Raw genomic sequence first — 15,991 nt, 5'->3', positions numbered from 1 at the left:
ACCGCACGGCAGTCCGTAGACTGTGCCCGTGCCGATCGACCGCGATACCACCAAGCCTGCCGGCGCGCCGCCTCACGCCCGCACCGGCGGCGTGGGCTCGCCCGCCCGTCCGATCAGCGTGAGCGTGACCGCGGGAGCCGCCGGGAGCGCCGGGGACCCCCTGCGGGCGAACCTCGCCCTGATGGCGCCCGGCACCGCGCTGCGGGACGGGTTGGAGCGCATTCTGCGCGGCCGCACGGGCGCGCTCATCGTGCTCGGCTACGACAAGGTCGTCGAGGGCCTGTGCACCGGCGGCTTCCCCCTGGACGTGGAGTTCTCCGCGACCCGGGTACGGGAGCTCTGCAAGATGGACGGCGCGGTCGTGCTCTCCAGCGACGGCACCCGGATCGTCCGGGCGGCCGTGCACCTGATGCCCGACCCGTCCATCCCGACCGAGGAGTCCGGCACCCGGCACCGCACCGCCGAGCGGGTCGCCCGGCAGACCGGCTATCCGGTCATCTCGGTCAGCCAGTCGATGCGCATCATCAGCCTCTACGTCAACGGTCAGCGGCACGTGCTCGACGACTCGGCGGCCATCCTCTCCAGGGCCAACCAGGCGCTGGCCACCCTGGAGCGCTACAAGCTCCGGCTGGACGAGGTCTCCGGGACGCTCTCCGCTCTGGAGATCGAGGATCTGGTCACCGTGCGGGATGCGGTGGCGGTGGTGCAGCGACTGGAGATGGTCCGCCGGATCGCCGACGAGATCGCCGGCTACGTGGTCGAGCTGGGCACCGACGGCCGCCTGCTCGCCCTCCAGCTCGACGAGCTGATGGCCGGCGTGGACGCCGACCGGACGCTGGTCATCCGGGACTACCTCCCGGTCGGCCGCAAGTCCCGCACTCTGGACGAGGCGCTGGTCGAGCTGGATCTGCTCGGCGCCACCGAGCTGATCGACCTGGTGTCGGTGGCCAAGGCGATCGGTTACCCGGCCGCATCGGACGCGTTGGACGCCGCGGTCAGCCCTCGGGGCTTCCGACTGCTGGCCAAGGTGCCCCGACTGCCGGTGCCGGTGGTCGACCGGCTGGTGGTGCACTTCGGCAGCCTCCAGCGGCTGCTGGGCGCGACGGTGGAGGACCTGCAGGCCGTCGAGGGGGTCGGCGACGCCCGGGCCCGGGGCGTCCGCGAGGGGCTGTCCCGGCTCGCCGAGGCATCCATCCTGGAGCGGTACGTCTGACCCGGCTCAGCCGGTGATGGTGATCTTCACCGGCGCGCTGTGCTTGGTGCCGACCCGGGCGAACACCTGGTACGTCCCAGCGGGCGGGAACGGGCCGGCGGCCAACCCGCCGCTGTCGCACCGGCTGGTGTCCCGCCCGTTCCAACCCACCTCGTAGGCACGCTCGAAGCCGGGCGTGAAGGACTGCACGTCCGAACCCTTGACCTTGCCGCAGGTGTCCGACGACCACACCTTCTCGGCGCCGGACTTAATGAAGATCTCCTGGAGGTCGGCGCCGACGTTCCGGCTGCACGTCCGGTCCGAGGTGTTTTTGATCTTTAGTTGGAGGTCGACCACCACCCCGCGCTGCACCGAGGTGGGCCGCGCCACCGACGTCACGCTGATCTCGGCGTCGGTGCAGGTGCCGTCGTCCACCGACCCGGCAGCCGAACCCGGTGGCGGTTCGTTGCTGGTGACCTCCGGGCTCGGACTCACGGTGTCAGGATCGGCGGACGCCGGCGGAGCGCCGGTCTGCGGGGTCAACACCGGCCCACCGGGACCCGGGGTCGCGGCGGACGTCGGAGCCGACGTCGGCGTCGCCCCCGCCTGCGGTCGACCGTCGGAGCGACCCGAGCCGGTGCAGGAGTAGAGCAGGACAATCAGGAAGAGAAGCCCCGCTCCGAGTACGACGGCGCGACGCCGCCAGTACACGGCGGGTGGCAGGGGGCCGACCGTCAGACGCATGATGCCTCCCACCGTAGCGGCGCCGCACCCGCCAGTCCGCCGCGACGCGCCGGAGCGCCGCGGGCACGACCCGAAAACCGTCCACTGAGGACGAATGCGTCGGTCGCCCGGCGCGCCGTCAGAGGTAGACCTTGCGCTGGTAGACGGCGTGTGCGCCGGCCACCCGGTCGAGGAAGAGCAGCCCGGCGCAGTGGTCGATCTCGTGCTGCAACGCCCGCGCCTCGAAGCCGTCGGTCACCAGGCGGACCGGCTTTCCGCTGCCCGGCAGGTCGCCCTCCACCACCAACCGGCTGGCCCGCTTCACGTCCCCGGTCAGGTCCGGCACCGACATGCACCCCTCCCGGCCCGGTTTCCACCGGGTCGCCTCGACCACGCGAGCGTTGCAGAGCACGAAGGTGCCGTGCACGGTGACCGCCTTCGGATGCCCGGTCACGTCGACGGCGAAGACCCGGGCGGCCACGCCGATCTGCGGTGCGGCCAGGCCGACGCAACCCGGCGACACCCGCATGGTGGCGACCAGGTCGACGGCCAGCCGGATCGTCTCCGCCGCGGTCGGATCCACCTCGCCACCGGCCCGGCTCAGCACCGGGTGCGGGGCAGACACCACCGCACGCACCTCGCCCGGCACGGCCAGCGACTCCGGCGTCCACTCGCCCAGGCCGACGTACGTCCCGACGTTCCGGCCGGTGTCCGGGCCGCTCAGCTCGCCGGTCACAGCAGATCCGGATCCGCCGGCCGGAGGGTGACCTCGACACCCAGCTCGCCAGCCGTCCGATGCAACCGGTCGGTCAGCCCGTCGGCGACGCCGGCCGGCAACTCCACCTCAGCCAGCACCACGTAGAGCGAGCCGGCCAACCGCGTACTCAGGTCGGTGACGTTCCCACCGGCGTCCACCAGCACCCGGGTCATCGCCGCGACGATGCCCATCCGGTCCGACCCGTGCACCGCCATCACGTACGGCTCGCCCACCGGGGCCACCTCACCGTCCGGGGTGACCGCACGTACCGTCGCCAGAAGCTGGCCCTCGGCGGCCAGCGGCGCCAGCGCGGCCTCGACCTCGGCGGCGGCCGGACCGGTGCAGATGAGGGTCATCGCGAAATGCCCCCGCAGCCGGGTCATGGTGCTGTCGGTGAGATTGGCGCCCAGTCGGGCCAGCACCTCAGCGACGTCGGCCACGATGCCCGGCCGGTCCCGACCGATGACGGTGATCGCGAGCTCGTTCATCCGGGCATTCTGCCCGATCCGCCGGCCGCCGCCGTGGCACCCCGCCCGAGCCGCCCATCCAGCGGGACCGCGCCTCGTGACATCATCGACGGCGCGATGACTCAACCCGATTTCACCACCCTGGTCAGCCAGTGGTACCGACAGCACGCCCGTGACCTGCCATGGCGCGAGCCCGGCGTCAGCCCGTGGGCCATTCTGGTCAGCGAGGTCATGCTCCAGCAGACGCCGGTGGTCCGGGTGGTCCCCGCCTGGCAGGCGTGGATGGTCCGCTGGCCGGATCCGGCCGCCCTGGCGGCGGACAGCCCGGCCGAGGCGATCCGGATGTGGGGGCGCCTCGGCTACCCCCGCCGGGCGGTCCGGCTGCGGGAGTGCGCGGTCGCGATCGTGGACCGGCACGGCGGCCAGGTGCCGGACCGGCTGGAGCAGTTGCTGGCGCTGCCCGGGGTTGGCACGTACACGGCGCGGGCGGTGGCCGCGTTCGCGTACGGGCAGCGGCACCCGGTGGTCGACACGAATGTGCGCCGGGTGGTCTGCCGGGCGGTGGCCGGCGAACCGGACGCGGGGACCGTCACCCGGCCGGCCGACCTGGTCGCGACCGAGGAGCTGCTGCCTTCGGAGCCGACCGCCGCGGCGCTGGCGAGCGCGGCGTTCATGGAGCTGGGAGCGGTGATCTGCATGGCCCGGTCACCGCGCTGCGCTGCCTGCCCGGTCGAGTCGGTCTGCGCGTGGCGGGCCTCCGGGCAGGAGGCGCCGGCCGGGCCCACCCGCCGACCACAGCGGTACGCGGGCACCGACCGGCAGGTACGCGGGCTGCTGCTCGGGGTGCTCCGGGAGACCACCGGACCGGTCCCGCACCAACGGCTGGACCAGGTCTGGACCGACGACGTGCAGCGCGCCCGGGCCCTCGCCGGTCTGGTGCAGGACGGGCTGGTGGAACCGGTCGGCACCGACGCCTTCCGCCTCGCCGGCGACGGCCCGTCCCTGCCCACCGCCGACCTCACCGCCTGACCCGCCCAAACCTTCGGTGCACCCGGCCGCCCGCCCGCCACGGGGGCGAGGCGCGCCGCAGGCGTCTGCCTCCAGGAGGCAGTGCCGCTCTGCCGGAGGCCCGGCGTCGGGCCGACTCGTGAGTCGGTGATCGACTCCATATCGCCGACATTGGTGCCAACGGCGCCAGGACACCGCGACATCGCCGACACCGAGTCGATCACCGCAACGACACCGGCCGAGGCGGACGACGACCGTCGAGGTCGAAGCCGCGCGCGGCGGGGCCGACGGACAGCGAAAAGGCGGGGCCCCGGTGGCTTTCACCACCGGGGCCCCGCCCCTTGCTGCTGGTTCTACTCGTCCGCGCCTGCGGCGGCGGTGCCGCCGAGATCGGCCGGCACGGCGTCCGGAACTTCGACCGGCTTGTCCGCGCCGTGGAACACGAGCTTGGACTTGTCGATGTCGTTCGGGTCGCCCTCGCAGTCCACCACAACGATCTGACCCGGGGTCAGCTCGTTGAACAGGATCCGCTCGGAGAGGTTGTCCTCAATGTCGCGCTGGATCGTGCGACGCAGAGGACGGGCACCGAGCACCGGGTCGAAGCCCTTCAGCGCCAGGTACTTCTTGGCGTTGTCGGTCAGCTCCAGACCCATGTCCTTGTTGCGCAGCTGCGTCTCGATCCGCTGGATCATGATGTCCACGATCGAGAGGATCTCGTTCTGGCGCAGCTGGTGGAAGACGATGGTGTCGTCGATCCGGTTAAGGAACTCAGGCCGGAAGTGCTGCTTGAGCTCGTCGTTGACCTTCTGCTTCATCCGGTCGTAGGTGGACTCGGAGTCCTCCGACTGCTGGAAGCCGAGCGACACCGCCTTGGCGACGTCCCTGGTGCCCAGGTTGGTCGTCAGGATGATGACCGTGTTCTTGAAGTCCACGATCCGACCCTGACCGTCGGTGAGCCGACCGTCCTCCAGGATCTGGAGCAGCGTGTTGAACACGTCCGGGTGGGCCTTCTCGATCTCGTCGAAGAGAACCACCGAGAACGGCCGACGCCGCACCTTCTCGGTCAGCTGCCCGCCCTCGTCGTAGCCGACGTAGCCGGGAGGGGCACCCACCAGCCGGGAGACCGTGTAGCGGTCGTGGAACTCGGACATGTCCAGCTGGATGAGGGCGTCCTCGCTGCCGAAGAGGAACTCGGCGAGCGCCTTGGACAGCTCGGTCTTACCGACGCCGGACGGGCCGGCGAAGATGAACGAGCCCGACGGGCGCTTCGGGTCCTTCAGGCCGGCCCGGGTACGCCGGATCGCCTTCGAGACCGCCTTGACCGCGTCCTCCTGGCCGATGACGCGCTTGTGCAGCTCGTCCTCCATGCGCAGCAGGCGCGAGGTCTCCTCCTCGGTCAGCTTGTAGACCGGGATGCCGGTCCAGTTGCCGAGCACCTCGGCGATCTGCTCGTCGTCAACCTCGCTGACGACGTCCAGGTCACCGGCCTTCCACTCCTTCTCCCGCTGCGCCTTCTGGCCGAGGAGCTGCTTCTCCTTGTCGCGCAGCTGGGCGGCGCGCTCGAAGTCCTGCGCGTCGATCGCGGACTCCTTGTCGCGACGCACCTGGGCGATGCGCTCGTCGAAGTCACGCAGGTCTGGCGGCGCGGTCATCCGGCGGATCCGCATCCGGGCACCGGCCTCGTCGATCAGGTCGATCGCCTTGTCCGGCAGGAAGCGGTCGGAGATGTATCTATCGGCCAGAGTTGCGGCAGCCACCAGGGCCGCGTCCGTGATCGAGACGCGGTGGTGCGCCTCGTAGCGGTCGCGCAGGCCCTTGAGGATCTCGATGGTGTGCGCCAGCGACGGCTCACCCACCTGGATCGGCTGGAACCGGCGCTCGAGCGCGGCGTCCTTCTCCAGGTGCTTGCGGTACTCGTCGAGCGTGGTGGCACCAATGGTCTGCAGCTCACCACGGGCCAGCATCGGCTTGAGGATGCTCGCCGCGTCGATCGCGCCCTCGGCGGCACCCGCACCCACCAGGGTGTGGATCTCGTCGATGAACAGGATGATGTCGCCGCGGGTGCGGATCTCCTTGAGCACCTTCTTGAGGCGCTCCTCGAAGTCACCGCGGTAGCGGGAACCGGCGACCAACGCACCGAGGTCGAGCGTGTAGAGCTGCTTGTCCTTGAGCGTCTCGGGCACCTCGCCCTTGATGATCTTCTGGGACAGGCCCTCCACCACGGCGGTCTTACCGACGCCGGGCTCACCGATCAGGACCGGGTTGTTCTTGGTACGGCGGGAGAGCACCTGCATGACCCGCTCGATTTCCTTCTCGCGCCCGATGACCGGGTCGAGCTTGCCCTCACGGGCGGCCTGGGTCAGGTTGCGGCCGAACTGGTCCAGCACCAGGCTGGTCGACGGCGCGGCCTCACCCGGCGCGGCGCCCGCCGCGGCCGGCTCCTTGCCCTGGTAGCCGGAGAGCAGCTGGATCACCTGCTGGCGGACCCGGTTGAGGTCGGCGCCGAGCTTGACCAGCACCTGGGCGGCGACGCCCTCGCCCTCGCGGATCAGACCGAGCAGGATGTGCTCCGTGCCGATGTAGTTGTGGCCGAGCTGCAGCGCCTCGCGCAGCGACAGCTCCAGCACCTTCTTGGCCCGCGGCGTGAACGGGATGTGCCCGCTCGGCGCCTGCTGGCCCTGGCCGATGATCTCCTCGACCTGCTGGCGGACGCCCTCCAGGGAGATGCCGAGGCTCTCCAGGGCCTTTGCCGCGACGCCTTCACCTTCGTGGATCAGGCCCAGCAGGATGTGTTCCGTACCGATGTAGTTGTGGTTGAGCATCCGGGCCTCTTCTTGGGCCAGGACGACAACCCGTCGCGCTCGGTCGGTGAACCGCTCGAACATGCCCTCGTGCTCCTCACGTGCCGTGCGCCTTGATGGTCAAGATCTTGGCGGGGCCGGTGCACGAACGTCCGGGACGGGCGTCCGTGCCTCCTTACTCTATCGTCGCTGACCGACTCAGCTGAGGTCGTGTGTCTCGGGTACGGGTCGGTTCCACGTCGTTTTGAACAACCGTCCGCGCTCAGAAGGTGTTCCGGTACCCCTGTCGCTACGCGCAGAGCGAAATCCGACTGGCTCGACGGAAGCCCTCTCCCGGCTCCGGAAGGCTCCGGGGAGGGGGACCGACGCCGGCGACGAACGCCGCACCCGGCCCTGGGGAGGGTTGTCCACAGGCTGTGGACAGCTGCTCCACCGGTTGTGGACAACGTCGGTCGCGCGGGAATGCTTCCCCGACCCCGGGGCCCGGCCTCCGGCGCCCGGTCGGCGGCTGACGGGAATACGGCGACGCCGGCCCGGAGAATGCTCCGGCCCGGCGTCGGTGTCGCCCTGCGGCGGCCGCTGGCCACCAGACTGCTGACGGATCAGCGCTTCGCGTGGTACTCGTCGACGATCTCCTGCGGGATGCGCCCCCGGTCCGAGATGTCCTTGCCGGCCTTCTTGGCCCACTCCCGGATCGCCTTGTTCTGCTCCCGGTCGGCGGTCGCGCCGCCCCGGCCGCGGGCGGCCCGTCCACCGATCACCACGCCGCCCCGGCCCACCTTGGTGCCGGCGCCCACGTAGGGGGCGAATACGTCGCGCAATTTCGCGGCGTTGGAACTCGACAGGTCGATCTCGTACTGAACGCCGTCGAGCGCGAACTTGACGGTCTCGTCCGCGTCCCCGCCGTCCAGGTCATCGACCAGCTTGTGAATGATCTGCTTGGCCACGTCCCACATTCCTTTCGAGCAGGGTGCTCCTGCTAACGAGAGCACAATAACCCGCGCGCTGCTCGCCCCGTCAATAGGATGCGGTATCGACGCGGCACGAGCCGAGCCGGACTACTCGGGGCGGACCAACGGGAAGAGGATCGTTTCCCGAATTCCGAGCCCGGTCAGGGCCATCAACAGCCGGTCGATTCCCATTCCCATACCGCCGGCCGGCGGCATTCCATACTCCATCGCCCGGAGAAAGTCCTCGTCGAGACGCATCGCCTCGTCGTCGCCGCGGGCGGCGAGCTGCGCCTGGGCCACCAGCCGCTCCCGCTGCACCACCGGGTCGACCAGCTCGGAGTACGCGGTGCCCAGCTCGAACCCGAGAACGTAGAGGTCCCACTTCTCGGCCAGCCCCGGCTCGCTGCGGTGCGCCCGGGTGAGCGGGCTGGTCTCCTCCGGGTAGTCCCGGACGAAGGTCGGCGCCTCCAGGCCGGGGACGACCAGCTCCTCGAACAGTTCCTCGGCCAGCTTGCCCGGGCCCCACTTCGGGTCCACGGCCAATCCCACCTTGTCCGCGTACTCCACCAGGCGGGACCGGTCGGTGCGGACCGTGACCTCCTCGCCAAGCGCCTCGGAAAGCACCCCGAACAGGGTCACCGACCGCCACTCACCGCCCAGGTCGAACTCCCGACCGCTGGCGTGGGTCACCACGGTCGAGCCGCTGACCGCGACCGCCGCCTCTTGTACGAGATTGCGGGTCAACTCGGCCATCGTGTCGTAGTCGCCGTACGCCTCGTACGTCTCCAGCATCGCGAACTCGGGTGAGTGCGAAGAGTCGACACCCTCATTACGGAAGTTGCGGTTGATCTCGAAGACACGGTCGACACCGCCGACCACGGCGCGCTTGAGAAACAGTTCCGGAGCGATTCGCAGATACAGATCGGTGTTCAACGCATTGCTGTGGGTCACGAACGGTCGGGCCGCCGCGCCGCCGTGCAGCAGTTGCAGCATCGGAGTTTCCACCTCGATGAAGCCCTGCCCGTGCAGCGAATCGCGAAGGCTGCGCACCGCCGCGGACCGGGTACGGACCATCTGGCGGGCCTGCGGCCGGACGATCAGGTCGACGTAGCGCTGCCGGACGCGCGCCTCCTCGGAGAGCGGCTTGTGCGCCACCGGCAACGGCCGCAGCGCCTTGGCGGTCATGTCCCAGCGCTCGGCCAGCACCGACAGCTCACCCCGGCGACTGGTGATCACCTCGCCGGTGACGCCGACGTGGTCGCCGAGGTCGACCAGCCGCTTCCAGGCCTCCAGCCGCTCCGGCCCGACCCGGTCCAGCGAGAGCATCGCCTGCAACTCGGTGCCGTCGCCGTCCCGCAAGGTCGCGAAGCAGAGCTTGCCCGTGTTGCGTACGAAGATCACCCGGCCGGTGACCGAGACCTGGTCGCCGGTGGCGGTGTCGGTCGGCAGGTCGGCGTAACGCGCCCGGACCTCGGACAGGGTGGTGGTGCGGGAGAATCCGACCGGGTAGGCCTCGATGCCGTCGGCGATCATCCGGTCCCGCTTCTCCCGGCGGACCTTCATCTGCTCGGGAAGGTCGTCGGCGGGGTCCACTGGCACGGCGTTCTGCTCGCTCACGGCACGCTTCCTCGTCACGGAGATACGGGGGGTCAGGCCCGAGCGTACTCAAGCGCCCTGAGGGTCGTTACCAGATAACCTGCGCCTCATGGCCGATCACACTCACGCCCTCTCCTTCGGTGCCGCGGCGAGTGACTATGACCGGTTTCGTCCCAGTTATCCGCAAGAGGCGGTCCGCTGGGCGCTTGACGGGCTGAGCGACGCCGCCCAGGTCGTCGACCTCGGGGCGGGCACCGGCATCCTGACCAGGGCCGTACGGGCACTGGGCCACCAGGTGCTGCCGGTGGAGCCCGACCCCGGCATGCGGGCCCAACTGGACGCCGCCACCCCCGACGTAACGGCCCTGGCCGGCAGCGCCGAATCGATGCCGCTACCGGACGGCAGCGCCGACGGGGTGCTGGTCGGCCAGGCCTACCACTGGTTCGACAGGGAGCCCGCGCACGCCGAGGTCGCCCGGGTGCTGCGGCCGGGCGGGACGTTCGCGCCGATCTGGAACGTCCGTGACGACCGGGCGGCCAGCTGGGTGGTCGAGCTGAGCCGGATCGCCGACCTCCGGGACAACTCGGCCAACCTGTTCGAACAGGTCACCGGCTTCGGCCCGGCCTTCGGGCCGGTGGAGGTGGCCCAGTTCGCGCACCGGACGCTGCTCACCCCGGACGAACTGCTCGGCATGCTGCACACCCGCTCCTACTGGCTCACAGCGCCGATGGAGGAACGGGAGAAGATCGACCGAGAGGTACGGGGACTCCTGGCCAGCCATCCGGACCTCGTCGGGCGGGAGACCTTCGAGCTGCCGTACCGGACACTGGCCTTCCGCGCCCGCCGGCGCTGAAGCACGGGGGTCACAGGTTCCGGTCGTAGACCATCCGCAGACCGATCAGTGTGATCATCGGCTCGTGGTGGGTGATGGTGTGGCACTCGTTGATCACCAGCGAGGCGAGGCCGCCGGTGGCGATCACCGCCTTCACCTCGCCCAACTCCTCGGTCATCCGCTCGACGATCCGGTCCACCTGCCCGGCGAAGCCGAAGTACAGGCCGGACTGGAGGCACTCCACGGTGTTCTTGCCGATCACCGAGCGGGGCTTGGTGGCCTCGACCTTGCGCAGCTGGGCGGCCCTGGCGGCCAGCGCGTCGAAGGAGATCTCGATGCCCGGGGCGAACGCCCCGCCGAGGAACTCACCCCGACCGCTGATCACGTCGAAGTTGGTGGTGGTACCGAAGTCCACCACGATCGACGGCCCGCCGTAGAGCGTGTACGCGGCCAGGGTGTTCACCACCCGGTCGGCGCCCACCTCCTTCGGGTTGTCGATCGCCAGCTGAACCCCGGTCCGCACCCCGGGCTCGACGATCACGCTCGGCAGGTCGGCGTAGTAGCGGCCGAGCATGGTGCGCAGCGAGCGCAGCGCGGCCGGCACGGTGGAGCAGGCGGCCACGCCGGTGATCTCGACGTTGTCCCCCGCGAGCAGACCCCGGAACATCAGACCCAGCTCGTCCGCCGTCGAGCGGGCGTCGGTCTTGATCCGCCAGGAGTGCACCAGCTTGTCGCCGTCGAAGGTCGCCAGCACGGTGTTGGTGTTTCCGATGTCGATGCAGAGCAGCACGCACGAAGCCTAGACAACGACCGTCCGGGCGGGCGCGGACCGGCCGGCGGACCGTATCCTGGTGCCATCACGACATGAACACAGGTCGATCCACGGCGCGGCCGGACGGGGAGCGGACATGTCGGGGACGTGGTGGGTGCGAGGGCGCAACACCCTGCGCCGGCGTCGGCGCCACGTGCTCGTGCTGGTGGCTCTGGCCGGCGGCGCGATCTGGATGATCGTGCGGGCGTGGCAGGCGTCCCGACGGGAGACCGGCAGCTTCGCCGGCGACCTCTACCTCAACATCGGCGCCGCGCTGATCATGACGCTGCTGACCTATGTGGTGCTCAACCCGCTCTTCCGCGAACTCCAGACGGTCAGCATCATCGAGCATCCCCGGTTGGACCGGGACGCGCTGATCGAACGGGTCGCCCAGTGCCGGGAGATCGTGGCCATCCTGGAGACCTGGACCAGCATGCTGGAGGGCCCGTACGCGAGCCGGTTCGTGGCCGCGCTGCGCTCCGCGCTCGCCAACGGCGCCACCGTCAAGGTGCTGCTGCTGGACCCGGACTCACCGGCGGTCCGGCTGCGCGGCGAGGAGCTGCGCCGACGGGACGCCTCGGTGGCCATCCTCAACAACCTGTGGCACCTGGCCCGGCTCCGCGAGGAGCTGCCGGAAGCGGCCCGCGCCCGGCTCCAGGTCCGGGTCTACAGCGCCGCCCCCTCGGTGCAGATGTACCGCTGGGACGGCAAGGCGTTCATCTCGTTCTTCCCGGTGCAGGGCAGCACCTTCGACACCCAGCAGATCGAGGCGTTCGTCTCCACTCCGCTGGGCGAGTTCGTCGACGACCGGTTCGCCGAGCTGTGGGAGACCGCGCCCCTGGAGGATCTGGAGGCCTGCCTCAGCCTGCGGCTCTGCCTGCGCCAGGCTGGGCGGGACCTGGAGACCTGCGAGGCGCTCTACGTACGCTCCGACGGCGACTGGTACATCGCCGGCACCGACCTGGTGCGCAACGTGGCCCGGCACGGGCTGGCCGGGCTGAGCGTCGTGCTGGACCGGCCCGAGGCGGCCGGCGAGGTCTTCGCCATCGGCGAGGCCGACGAGCTGGCGCCCGAGATCTACAACCGGGTGCTGGAGCTCTTCCGGGCCAAGTACGGCCTGGACGGCCGGCAGGACACCGAGAACCGGGTGATCTTCAATCTGGCCGCGACCTCACTGACCACCGTCTGAAGCCCGATCAGGCATCCGTCATTCGACGCGCAGGTCCATCGCGATGTCCAGGATGGGCGACGAGTGGGTCAGCGCGCCCACCGAGAGGAAGTCCACGCCGGTGGCGGCGTACCGGGCGGCCACCTCCAGGGTGAGCCCGCCGGTCGCCTCCAGCTCCGCCCGGTCACCCACCGCGGCCACCGCCTCGGCCAGATTCTCCGGGGTCATGTTGTCGCAGAGCAGGAAGTCCGCGCCGGCGTCCACCGCCTCCAGCGCCTCGCCGACCGTGGTCACCTCGACCTGCACCGGCACCTCCGGGAACGCCTCCCGGACCCGCCGGTACGCCGCGGTGATGCCCCCGGCCGCGAGCTTGTGGTTGTCCTTGATCATGGCCACGTCGTAGAGGCCCATCCGCTTGTTGGTGCCGCCGCCCGCCCGCACCGCGTACTTCTCCAGCGCCCGCAGGCCCGGCGTGGTCTTGCGGGTGTCCAGCACCATCGCCTTCGTGCCGTCCAACGCGTCCGCCCAGGCCCGGGTGTGGGTGGCCACCCCGGACATCCGGCAGAGCAGGTTGAGCGCCGTCCGTTCGGCGGTGAGGAGCAGCCGGGTCGGCCCGGTCACCGTCGCCAGCACATCGCCGCGGGCAACCCGCTCACCGTCGCGGGCCACCTGCGACACCTCGACGGTACGGCCGAACCCGGTCACCTCGCCGACCAGCTCGAACACGGCGGCGGCCACGGCCAGCCCGGCCACCACGCCGTCCGCGCGGGCCACCAGGTCGGCGGTGTCGGTCTGCTCCGCCGGGATGGTGGCCACGCTGGTGACGTCGAGGAAGTCCGGCCCCAGATCCTCGACCAGCGCGCCCTCGATCACCCGCCGCACCTGCGCCGGGTCCAGTCCGATCGCCCGCAACGCCTGCTGCGTCGACTCCGTCATGGCCGTCCCTCCCACTGCTGCGTCAACCCGCCCTGCGCCCCGATCGACCCGACCAGGTGGCCCGACCACCGCTCGTCGGCCGTCGGGAAGTCCTCCCGCCAGTGGCAACCCCGGGTCTCGCCGCGCGCGTACGCGGCGGCCACCAGCGTCGATGCCACGGTGAGCAGGTTTGTCGCCTCCCAGTCGGCCGTCCGCGGCCGACCTCGGGCGGCGCCCAGCTCGGTCAGCGTCCCGGCCGTCTCGGCCAGCGTGGCAGCCGAGCGGAGCACCCCGGCACCCCGGGTCATCGCCCGTTGCAGGGCCGGCGTCGCCTCGGCCGGCAGCACCCAGCCCGCACCACCGCGCCACGCGCCGGTGTCCGCCGGTCGGACCTGCTCGGGCAGGCCCGCCGCGATGTCGTCGGCGATCCGCCGGGAGAAGACCAGACCCTCCAATAGCGAGTTGCTGGCCAGGCGGTTCGCGCCGTGCACGCCCGTGCAGGCGACCTCACCGCACGCGTAGAGGCCGGGGATCGAGGTGCGGCCGAAAAGATCGGTACGGACACCGCCGGAGGCGTAGTGCGCGGCCGGGGCGACCGGGATCAGGTCGGTGGCCGGGTCCACGCCGATCGCCAGGCAGGACGCCACGATGGTCGGGAACCGCGCGGCCAGGAACTCCCCGCCCAGGTGCCGGGCGTCGAGGAAGACATGGTCCGCGCCGGTGGCGAGCAGCACCCGGTGGATGCCCTTGGCCACCACGTCCCGGGGAGCCAGCTCGGCCAGCTCGTGCTGGCCCACCATGAACCGCTTGCCGTCCGCGTCCACCAGGTGGGCGCCCTCGCCGCGCAGCGCCTCGGAGACCAGCGGCTGCTGCGCGTGCCCGGCGCCGGGCACACCGGCACCGGGCGGCGTGATCAGGGCGGTCGGATGGAACTGGACGAACTCCACGTCGGTCACCGCCGCGCCGGCCCGCATCGCCAGCGCCACCCCGTCCCCGGTGGAAACCGCCGGGTTGGTGGTGGCCGCGAAGATCTGGCCCATCCCGCCGGTGGCCAGTACCACCGCCCGGGCCAGCAGTGCGCCGACACCGTCCTCGCTGCCCTCGCCGAGCACGTGCAGCGTGATCCCACAGGCCGGTCCGAGCCCGTCCGGGCCGTCGCCGGGCGCCCGCAGCAGGTCCAGCACCAGGGCGTGCTCGACCAACCGGATCCACGGGTCCCGCCGCACCGCCGCGTGCAGGGCCCGCTGCACCTCGGCCCCGGTGGCGTCCCCGCCGGCGTGCACGATCCGGTCCGCCCGGTGCCCGCCTTCACGGGTCAGCATCAACGAGCCGTCCGGGTGGCGGTCGAACTCGGCGCCGATCCGGATCAGCTCCCGCAGCCGGATCGGCCCCTCCTCGACCAGCACCTGGACCGCCGCCGGGTCGCAGAGCCCGACGCCGGCGATCTCGGTGTCCGAGGCGTGCGCCGCCGGAGTGTCCCTCGGGTCGAGCACCGCCGCGATGCCGCCCTGCGCCCACCGGGTCGACCCGTCATCGATGTTGACCTTGGTGACCACCGTGACGTGCAGGCCCGCCTCGCGCAGGTGCAGCGCCGCGGTCAACCCGGCCACCCCGGAACCCACCACGATCACGTCGGTGGTCTCCACCCAGCCGGGGGCGGGCGCGGCCAGCAACGGGGGCAGGGCCGGCAGGTCGACGGTCGGAAGGTCCATTCCCCCAGTCAACCCGAACCATCCTCGTCCGGGGCGGCGGGGGCTGGACGAGTGGTATGGACTACCCCGTCCCGCACCCACCGTGCCGCGCCGACCGGCGGGCCGTGGTCACTTCGTCCGGACCGGCAGCCCCGCCGGGCCCGCGCCCCGCAGCGAGGCGGTCACGGTACGGTCGCTGAGCCAGAGATAGCAGCGGACCCCCCGGTCACCGACCCGCCAGCGCCCCGCGCCCGGCGGGCGGACCACCACCCCGCTGCGGAACCGCAGCTCGGCGTCGTCCGGCACCCCGACGTACCGCCCGAGGACGCTACGACAACCCGTGTAGAGCGGAGCCCAGTCGGCATCCCGGGTCGGATAAGGCCCGTCCGGCGCCCGCCACACCCCGACGAACTCGGCGTCGTGCCGAACGCCGCACTCCACCGGGACCAGCGTCCGCACGCCCCGGCCGGCCCCGCCGCGGGTCTGCTGGCAGCCCAGACGCAGCCCGGAGGGCCCCTTCAACGCGTCCCGCAGGCTGCCCGACCGGACCACCACCGTGGCCGCCGCCTCCACCGTGGTCAACTCGCTGACGTCGCACCGGTACCAGCGCGACCCGGCCGCCCAGCCCGGCACCGAGGGCAGCGCCACCGACAACCGCAGCCGGCCGGCCTGCCAGTCGTCGCCCACGTACCCGGTGGCCCGGGTGTCGCACTCGGCGAACGCGCCACGCAGCTCCGCCGAGCCGCCGGCCGGGGCGGTGGCCCGCTCGGCCGGGAAAGCGCCCACGTGCACGGTCTCCAGCCGGTGCGGGCCGGCGCAGTCCATCGGCTGGTAGCTGGCCAGGGTGACCACGTCGGTGAAGTCGGCGGCCTGACACACCGCCGCTGCCGGAGTGAACGCCGCCGCTGGCGGCAGCGCCGCCCAGTCGTCGGTCAGATCACCGTCCAGGTCACCGGCTCCGGCGCAGCCGACCAGCAGAACTGCCGTGACGGCAGCGGCGAGCAGGGTCGTCATGGCACGGCGCATCGCGGCCTCCCCCAGCCACCGACCAGCTTCCGACGGCGTGACAAGGGTAACCGG

The 15,991-nt window shown here is 71.4% G+C and carries 14 protein-coding genes; 4 read left to right on the top strand and 10 right to left on the bottom strand.

Annotated features, from left to right (window positions below; all coding sequences use genetic code 11):
- Nucleotides 1-28 precede the first annotated feature (28 nt).
- Nucleotides 29-1,213, top strand: a complete 1,185-nt coding sequence (gene disA, locus KBX63_RS16250; RefSeq protein ID WP_074318983.1) for a DNA integrity scanning diadenylate cyclase DisA — start codon at nt 29-31, stop codon at nt 1,211-1,213.
- A 6-nt stretch (nt 1,214-1,219) separates the two neighbouring features.
- Here the strand turns inward: disA and KBX63_RS16245 are convergent, their stop codons facing one another.
- From KBX63_RS16245 to KBX63_RS16235, 3 genes are all read right to left on the bottom strand, one after another.
- Nucleotides 1,220-1,936, bottom strand: coding sequence for a hypothetical protein (locus tag KBX63_RS16245; protein WP_210912074.1), 717 nt, complete (start codon nt 1,934-1,936; stop codon nt 1,220-1,222).
- 118 nt (nt 1,937-2,054) lie between these two features.
- Nucleotides 2,055-2,651 (bottom strand): peptide deformylase, encoded by a 597-nt coding sequence (locus KBX63_RS16240; RefSeq protein WP_210912073.1) that lies wholly within the window; start codon nt 2,649-2,651, stop codon nt 2,055-2,057.
- A complete protein-coding gene (locus KBX63_RS16235) occupies nt 2,648-3,160 on the bottom strand; it encodes a glycine cleavage system protein R (protein ID WP_210912072.1) in 513 nt (170 codons plus the stop codon). The genes KBX63_RS16240 and KBX63_RS16235 overlap by 4 nt, the downstream gene beginning before the upstream one ends.
- 96 nt (nt 3,161-3,256) lie before the next feature.
- Between KBX63_RS16235 and KBX63_RS16230 the strand changes: the two genes are divergently transcribed.
- Nucleotides 3,257-4,168 carry an A/G-specific adenine glycosylase gene (locus tag KBX63_RS16230; protein ID WP_210912071.1) on the top strand — a complete coding sequence of 304 codons (912 nt, stop codon included), beginning with the start codon at nt 3,257-3,259 and terminating at the stop codon, nt 4,166-4,168.
- Nucleotides 4,169-4,500: 332 nt separating this feature from the next.
- On the opposite strand, the gene KBX63_RS16225 is transcribed toward KBX63_RS16230, so the two are convergent.
- From KBX63_RS16225 to lysS, 3 genes are all read right to left on the bottom strand, one after another.
- Complete coding sequence (locus tag KBX63_RS16225; RefSeq protein WP_074315081.1) at nt 4,501-7,032, bottom strand: ATP-dependent Clp protease ATP-binding subunit; 2,532 nt, start codon at nt 7,030-7,032, stop codon at nt 4,501-4,503.
- 518 nt (nt 7,033-7,550) lie between these two features.
- Nucleotides 7,551-7,895 carry an Lsr2 family protein gene (locus tag KBX63_RS16220; protein ID WP_074318984.1) on the bottom strand — a complete coding sequence of 115 codons (345 nt, stop codon included), beginning with the start codon at nt 7,893-7,895 and terminating at the stop codon, nt 7,551-7,553.
- A 111-nt stretch (nt 7,896-8,006) separates the two neighbouring features.
- Nucleotides 8,007-9,515, bottom strand: a complete 1,509-nt coding sequence (lysS, locus tag KBX63_RS16215; protein WP_210912070.1) for a lysine--tRNA ligase — start codon at nt 9,513-9,515, stop codon at nt 8,007-8,009.
- A gap of 88 nt (nt 9,516-9,603) precedes the next feature.
- Here lysS and KBX63_RS16210 point away from each other — a divergent pair, with 88 nt between their 5' ends.
- Nucleotides 9,604-10,347, top strand: a complete 744-nt coding sequence (locus KBX63_RS16210) for a class I SAM-dependent methyltransferase (RefSeq protein ID WP_210912069.1) — start codon at nt 9,604-9,606, stop codon at nt 10,345-10,347.
- A gap of 10 nt (nt 10,348-10,357) precedes the next feature.
- Here the strand turns inward: KBX63_RS16210 and KBX63_RS16205 are convergent, their stop codons facing one another.
- Complete coding sequence (locus KBX63_RS16205; protein ID WP_210912068.1) at nt 10,358-11,116, bottom strand: type III pantothenate kinase; 759 nt, start codon at nt 11,114-11,116, stop codon at nt 10,358-10,360.
- Between the two features lie 118 nt (nt 11,117-11,234).
- Here KBX63_RS16205 and KBX63_RS16200 point away from each other — a divergent pair, with 118 nt between their 5' ends.
- Complete coding sequence (locus tag KBX63_RS16200; RefSeq protein WP_210912067.1) at nt 11,235-12,326, top strand: DUF5919 domain-containing protein; 1,092 nt, start codon at nt 11,235-11,237, stop codon at nt 12,324-12,326.
- Between the two features lie 18 nt (nt 12,327-12,344).
- Here the strand turns inward: KBX63_RS16200 and nadC are convergent, their stop codons facing one another.
- The 3 genes from nadC to KBX63_RS16185 all read right to left on the bottom strand — a co-directional run bounded on the left by nadC (nt 12,345) and on the right by KBX63_RS16185 (nt 15,937).
- Nucleotides 12,345-13,241, bottom strand: a complete 897-nt coding sequence (gene nadC / locus KBX63_RS16195) for a carboxylating nicotinate-nucleotide diphosphorylase (RefSeq protein ID WP_210912066.1) — start codon at nt 13,239-13,241, stop codon at nt 12,345-12,347.
- Nucleotides 13,238-14,932: an L-aspartate oxidase gene (locus KBX63_RS16190; RefSeq protein WP_210912065.1), complete on the bottom strand. Its 1,695-nt coding sequence runs from the start codon at nt 14,930-14,932 to the stop codon at nt 13,238-13,240. The genes nadC and KBX63_RS16190 overlap by 4 nt, the downstream gene beginning before the upstream one ends.
- Nucleotides 14,933-15,040: 108 nt before the next feature.
- A complete protein-coding gene (locus tag KBX63_RS16185) occupies nt 15,041-15,937 on the bottom strand; it encodes a septum formation family protein (protein WP_210912064.1) in 897 nt (298 codons plus the stop codon).
- Nucleotides 15,938-15,991: the final 54 nt, after the last annotated feature.

Source organism: Micromonospora sp. U21, assembly GCF_018070045.1.
GTDB lineage: Bacteria > Actinomycetota > Actinomycetes > Mycobacteriales > Micromonosporaceae > Micromonospora.
The sequence above is the reverse complement of the archived record's forward strand: the minus strand, read 5'-3'. Positions and strand labels throughout refer to the sequence as shown.